The organism is Streptomyces sp. NPDC054956 (assembly GCF_053609185.1).
Map to the genome: position 1 here is coordinate 13,802 of NZ_JBSGXB010000129.1, position 5,875 is coordinate 19,676.

Annotated in this window: 5 protein-coding genes; all 5 read left to right on the forward strand. The window is 74.1% G+C overall.

Annotated elements, in window-relative coordinates:
- Nucleotides 1-198: 198 nt before the first annotated feature.
- The 5 genes from ACWGDE_RS20855 (at nucleotide 199) to moeZ (ending at nucleotide 5,853) form a co-directional block, all read left to right on the forward strand.
- Complete coding sequence (locus tag ACWGDE_RS20855; protein ID WP_453390488.1) at nucleotides 199-1,821, forward strand: DUF3492 domain-containing protein; 1,623 nt, start codon at nucleotides 199-201, stop codon at nucleotides 1,819-1,821.
- Nucleotides 1,818-2,720, forward strand: a complete 903-nt coding sequence (locus ACWGDE_RS20860; protein ID WP_453390484.1) for a hypothetical protein — start codon at nucleotides 1,818-1,820, stop codon at nucleotides 2,718-2,720. Before ACWGDE_RS20855 ends, ACWGDE_RS20860 begins: the two co-directional genes overlap by 4 nt.
- Before the next feature lie 112 nt (nucleotides 2,721-2,832).
- Nucleotides 2,833-3,849 (forward strand): NAD-dependent epimerase/dehydratase family protein, encoded by a 1,017-nt coding sequence (locus ACWGDE_RS20865; protein WP_453390485.1) that lies wholly within the window; start codon nucleotides 2,833-2,835, stop codon nucleotides 3,847-3,849.
- Nucleotides 3,837-4,589, forward strand: a complete 753-nt coding sequence (locus ACWGDE_RS20870) for a spherulation-specific family 4 protein (RefSeq protein WP_453390486.1) — start codon at nucleotides 3,837-3,839, stop codon at nucleotides 4,587-4,589. Before ACWGDE_RS20865 ends, ACWGDE_RS20870 begins: the two co-directional genes overlap by 13 nt.
- An 85-nt stretch (nucleotides 4,590-4,674) precedes the next feature.
- Nucleotides 4,675-5,853 carry an adenylyltransferase/sulfurtransferase MoeZ gene (moeZ, locus tag ACWGDE_RS20875; protein ID WP_030709977.1) on the forward strand — a complete coding sequence of 393 codons (1,179 nt, stop codon included), beginning with the start codon at nucleotides 4,675-4,677 and terminating at the stop codon, nucleotides 5,851-5,853.
- Nucleotides 5,854-5,875 lie beyond the last annotated feature (22 nt).

The following is a 5,875-nucleotide window of genomic DNA, read 5'->3' on the forward strand; positions in this document are numbered from 1 at the left end:
TATTTAGCGGCCCCCCCCCTTTATATACAATATTTACGTCGTCGCCTGGTTCTTTTTTTTATACGACACTCCTCCCCCCCTCCGGGGGGCGCGCCCCACACCCGCCCGCCGCGCCTTCGGCATATCCGCTTGAGTTCGTTCCGGCGGGTCCCCTGACCGACGGAGGCCGCCTGCGACGGGAGATCGGGGGTGCCACTCGTGCGGATCGGACTGCTCACGGAAGGTGGTTATCCGTATGCCACGGGAGAGGCCAGGCTGTGGTGCGACCGGCTCGTGCGCGGGCTCCCGCAGCACGAGTTCGAGCTCTACGCGCTGAGCCGCAGCGCCGAGCAGGAGGAGCGCGGCCGGGTGCCGCTGCCCTCCCACGTCACCCGGGTCAGCACCGCCCCGCTGTGGGCCCCGGCCGACGACGGGCGCAGCTACGGGCGCCGCGAACGCCGCCGCTTCGCCGCCGCCTTCACCGAACTGGTCCGGGGCATCTGCGGAGCCGACGCCGGCCGGTTCGCGGACGGACTGTACGCCCTGGCCGAACTCGCCTGGGACCAGGGCGGACTGTGCGCGGCACTGCGCTCCGAGACGGCCGTGCGGGCGGTGGAGTCCGCCTGCCGGGCCCCGGGCGCGAGCAGGACCGTACAGCGGGCGCAGGTGGCGGACCTGCTGGAGTTCGTGGACGAACTGGAGCGGCTGCTGCGGCCGTTGTCCCTGGACTGGTACGAGGACCTGCGCGAGGTCGACGTCTGCCACGCGGCGGCCGGCGGGGTGGCGGCGCTGCCCGGGCTGCTGGCCAAACGCTTCTTCGGAGTGCCGCTCCTCGTCACCGAGTACGGGGTCCAGCTCCGGGCCCACTACCTGGAGCGCTCCGCGCAGGACGAACGGCCGGCCGTACGGGCCCTGCTCGCCGCCTTCCACACCCGGCTGGCCGGCGAGATCTACGCGCAGGCCGACCTGCTCACCCCCGGCAACGCCCACGCCCGGCGCTGGCAGGAACGCTGCGGGGCCCCGCGCGAGCGGCTGCGTACCGTCTACCCCGGGATGGAGGCGGACCGATTCGCCGCCGTCGGCGAGGACCCGGCCTCCGGGGACCCCGACACGCTCGTGTGGGTGGGCCGGATAGAGCCCGCCAAGGACCTGATCGCCCTGCTCCACGCCTTCGCCGAGGTGCGCAAGGCCGCGCCGCGCACCCGGCTGCGGATCTTCTCGACGGCCGTCGCCGCGGGGGCGGCGTCCGTCCAGTACCTCGCCGACTGCCGCTCGCTCGCCGCGCAGCTCTTCCCGGACGAGGCGGCCGACGCCCACGCGGTCGGCGAGAGCCCCGTCACCTTCGAGGAGATCGGCGGGCCCGAGGCCCCCTCCCCGGCCGACGCGTACGGCGCCGGGCGGGTGACGGTGCTCTCCTCCGTCATCGAGGGCTTCCCCATCGCCCTGGCCGAGGCGATGTTCTGCGGCCGGGCCACCGTGTCCACCGACGTCGGCGCCGTCTGCGAGGTGATCGGCGGGACCGGGCTCGTGGTGCCGCCGCGCAACCCCCGCGCGCTCGCCGAGGCCTGCGTCGCACTGCTGGGGGACCCCGAGCGGGCCCAGCGGCTCGGGGCGGCCGCCCGGGCCCGCGCCCTGGAGCTCTTCACGGTCGAGCAGAACGTCAGCGCCTTCCAGGAGTCCTACCTGTGGCTGCTCGCCCGGGGCCCGGCCCGGCCCGAGGGCGCCGACGGCGGGGTGCCCTTCGCGCAGCCGCCCGAGGCGCGGGTCCCCGGACACTGGGCCACCCCCACCTGGGCGGCGGACCCCGACGTGCCCGTCACCAGTGCGGAGGCACCCGTATGACCACCACCCCCCTCGACGAAGCCGTTCCCACCGGCCCCGCGCCGCGCCGCAGGGCCGGCGGGGACCCCGTCAAAGCGCTCCTCCACCGCCACCGGGAGCTCTGCGAGCACGCCGTGGACCCGCTGGAGATCGCCGCCGGGCTGGAGGCGCACGGCATCACCGACCGCACCGCCGCCCGGTTCCGGCACCGGGACGTCTTCTCCCTCGCGGAGGAGCTCTACGCCCGGACCCCCCGCGCGCAGACCCCGCCCGCCCCGCACGCCGGCAGTCCGGTCGGCCCCGGGGCGGTACGGGGCTTCGGCTACGCACTGCTCCCCGGGGCCCTCGCCCTCGGCGCGGCCGCCGCCGGGGCGCCCTGGGCCGGGGTCGTCGCGGTGCTCGTCACCGCGGCCGCCCTCGGACGGCCGGGCCGGTCCGCCGGGGGCCGCTTCCCCGCGCCGGTGTACCTGCTCGCGGTGACCGCCCTCGGCTGGGCCGTCCTGCGGTACGGGACCCCGCTCGGGCTCGCCCTGGCCGTGGCCGTCGCCCCCGCGCACCTGGCCGGCGCCGTCTTCGCGGCCCGCGCCCGGCGCCGGCTCGCCGGGAGCCGGGCCCTGGAGGACTTCGCCGACGGGGTGCGTCCGCTGCTCTTCGGCACGCTCGCCCTGTTCACCGCGGCCGCCGCGGGGGCGGCCGCGCTGGCCGGGGCCCCGCTGCCGGTGGCCGTACCGCTCGCGGTGCTGCTGTTCCTGATCCGGCTGCTGCTCGGCCACGGCGCCCCGCGCGGGGCGCTCGCGGCGGCCCTGGCCCTCTGCCTCGCCCTGCTCCCCGTCCCGGCGGCGCCGTTCGCCGCCGCCGCGGGACTCCTCGTACCCGCCGTCCTCGCCCTGTCGCGGGCCTCGGCGCACGCGCGGCCCTGAGCCGCCCCCGCCCTTCGGAAGCCGACGCCGAAGTACCCCGTACCCCTACCTACCCACCCAGCAAGGAGACACAGGACATGACCGGCCAGCCAACCAACCAAGGGGCCGCGCGATGAGGGTGCTGCTGATCGGAGCCAACGGTTACCTCGGGCGCTACGTCGCCGACCGCCTGCTCGCCGACCCCGCGGTCCAGCTCACCGCGCTCGGCCGCGGCGACGACGCCGACGTCCGCTTCGACCTCGCCACCGGCAGTCCCGGCGCCCTCACCCGGTTCCTCGACGCCGTCCATCCCGGCGTCGTCATCAACTGCGCCGGCGCCACCCGGGGCGGAGCCCGGGAACTCACCCGGCACAACACGGTCGCGGTCGCCACGATCTGCGAGTCGCTGCGCCGCAGCGGCTGCGGGGCCCGGCTCGTCCAGCTCGGCTGCGCCGCCGAGTACGGGCCCAGCCAGCCCGGGTCGTCCACGGCCGAGGACGCCGTGCCCAGACCGGGCGGGCCGTACGGGGTCAGCAAGCTGGCCGCCACCGAACTGGTGCTGGGCTCCGGGCTCGACGCCGTGGTCCTGCGGGTCTTCTCGCCCGTCGGCCCCGGCACCCCGGCCGGGTCCCCGCTCGGCCGGCTCGCCGAGGCCATGCGCCGCGCGATGCAGTCCGGGGACGGGGAGCTCAAGCTCAGCGGGCTCGGCGTGCAGCGCGACTTCGTCGACGTGCGCGACGTGGCGCGGGCGGTCCACGCCGCCTCGCTGTCGGCGGCCCAGGGCGTGGTCAACATCGGCACCGGGCGGGCGGTGCGGCTGCGCGACGCGGCTGCGGTGCTGGCGCGGGTCGCCGGCTACGGCGGCTCGCTGCACGAACTGGACGTACCGCAGCACGACCGGCACCCGGGCGCGCACGGGCACCCCGGCCGGCCGCAGGGGCTCGCCGCCATCGGCTCCCCCCGCTCCGAGGCCACCGCCGAGCAGCTGGCGGCGGTGCAGGCGCAGCCCCCGTACCCCTACCCGGACGGCTGCGGGGCCTGGCAGCAGGCGGATGTCCGTACCGCCCGCGACCGGCTCGGCTGGCGGCCGCGGATCAACCTGGAGGAGTCCCTCGCGGACATCTGGATGGAGGCGGCGTGCCGCATCTGACCACTCCGCCGGCCGCCGGCGAGGCCGTCGCCGAGACGGGCCGGCTGGGATTAGGGGTCCCCGGGTACGCGCACCCGCTGCTCGCTCCGGTGGAGTGGGCCGAGCTGACCCGGCCCGGGACGCCGCTGCACTGGGCCGTCCTCAACGTCACGGACGGGCCGGGCGGCCGGCCCGACCCGCACTGCACCGAGGCGGCCGCGAAGCTCCGCGGTGCCGGCGGCGCGCTCCTCGGTCATCTCGCGATGCGGGACGGCGAGCGGTCCTTCGGGGAGCTGATCTCCGACGCCCACCGCTTCCGCGACTGGTACGGCGTGGGCGGCTTCTACCTGGCCGGGGCGCCGGCCGGGAAGGCCGAACTGGCCTCCGTACGCCGGATCACCGACACCCTGCGGGGGCTCGGGGACGGTCTGCGGATCGTCCTCGGACACGGCACCCATCCGTACGAGGGGTACGTGGAGAGCGCCGACCAGCTGGTCACCTTCTCCGGGACCTGGGCCGACTACCGTTGGTCGCAGGTGGCCGAGTGGACGGCGGACCATCCGCCGGAGCGGTTCTGCCACCTCGTTCACGGGGTGCCGCGCACGCACCTGGAGGAAGCGCTCCGGATCGCCCGCTGGCAAGGGGCCGGGACCATCTGGTTCACCGACCGGCGGGGCACCGACGACCGGGACCCCTGGGCCTCGATGCCCGCCTACTGGGACGAAATCGTCTCGAGAATTGGGACGGGTGTCTTGGAATGAAGACGGCCGTGGCAGTGTTACGGGGAGAACAACCATTCAGTTTGCTCCCTGCTCTGCGGGGATGCTCCCCATCTACGGAGTGCCCGTGTCGCTGCCACCGCTGGTCGAGCCAGCAGCTGAGCTCACCGTTGACGAGGTCCGTCGGTATTCGCGGCACCTGATCATCCCGGACGTCGGGATGGACGGCCAGAAGCGCCTCAAGAACGCCAAGGTGCTCGCCGTGGGCGCGGGCGGCCTCGGCTCGCCCGCCCTCATGTACCTGGCCGCGGCCGGCGTCGGCACGCTGGGCATCGTGGAGTTCGACGAGGTCGACGAGTCGAACCTGCAGCGCCAGATCATCCACAGCCAGGCGGACATCGGCCGTTCCAAGGCCGAGTCGGCCCGCGACAGCGTGCTGGGCATCAACCCGTACGTGAACGTGGTCCTTCACGAAGAGCGGCTCGAAGCCGAGAACGTGATGGAGATCTTCAGCCAGTACGACCTCATCGTCGACGGCACGGACAACTTCGCCACGCGCTACCTCGTGAACGACGCCTGCGTGCTGCTGAACAAGCCGTACGTGTGGGGTTCGATCTACCGCTTCGACGGCCAGGCCTCGGTCTTCTGGTCCGAGCACGGCCCGTGCTACCGCTGCCTCTACCCGGAGCCGCCCCCGCCGGGCATGGTCCCGAGCTGCGCCGAGGGCGGCGTGCTGGGCGTGCTCTGCGCGTCCATCGGGTCCATCCAGGTCACCGAGGCCATCAAGGTCCTCACGGGCGTCGGCGAGCCGCTGGTCGGCCGCCTGATGATCTACGACGCCCTGGAGATGCAGTACCGCCAGGTCAAGGTCCGCAAGGACCCCGACTGCGCGGTCTGCGGTCCGAACGCGACCGTCACCGAGCTCATCGACTACGAGGCCTTCTGTGGCGTCGTGTCGGAGGAGGCCCAGGAGGCCGCGCTCGGCTCCACGATCACTCCCAAGCAGCTCAAGGAGTGGATCGACAACGACGAGCCCATCGAGATCATCGACGTCCGCGAGATCAACGAGTACGAGATCGTCTCGATCCCCGGCGCGAAGCTGATCCCCAAGGGCGAGTTCCTGATGGGCACCGCCCTCCAGGACCTGCCGCAGGACAAGCGCATCGTCTTGCACTGCAAGACGGGTGTCCGCAGTGCGGAAGTCCTCGCGGTCCTGAAGTCCGCGGGCTTCGCCGACGCGGTCCACGTCGGTGGCGGCGTCATCGGCTGGGTCCACCAGATCGAGCCCGAGAAGCCGGTCTACTAGCAGTCGTCCGAAGGGGCCGTAC

What these genes read in the sequence shown, in the direction of transcription:
- ACWGDE_RS20865 (WP_453390485.1), top strand. Translation starts at nt 2,833, where the DNA reads ATGAGGGTGCTGCTGATCGGAGCCAACGGTTACCTCGGGCGCTACGTC.
- ACWGDE_RS20860 (WP_453390484.1), top strand. Translation starts at nt 1,818, where the DNA reads ATGACCACCACCCCCCTCGACGAAGCCGTTCCCACCGGCCCCGCGCCG.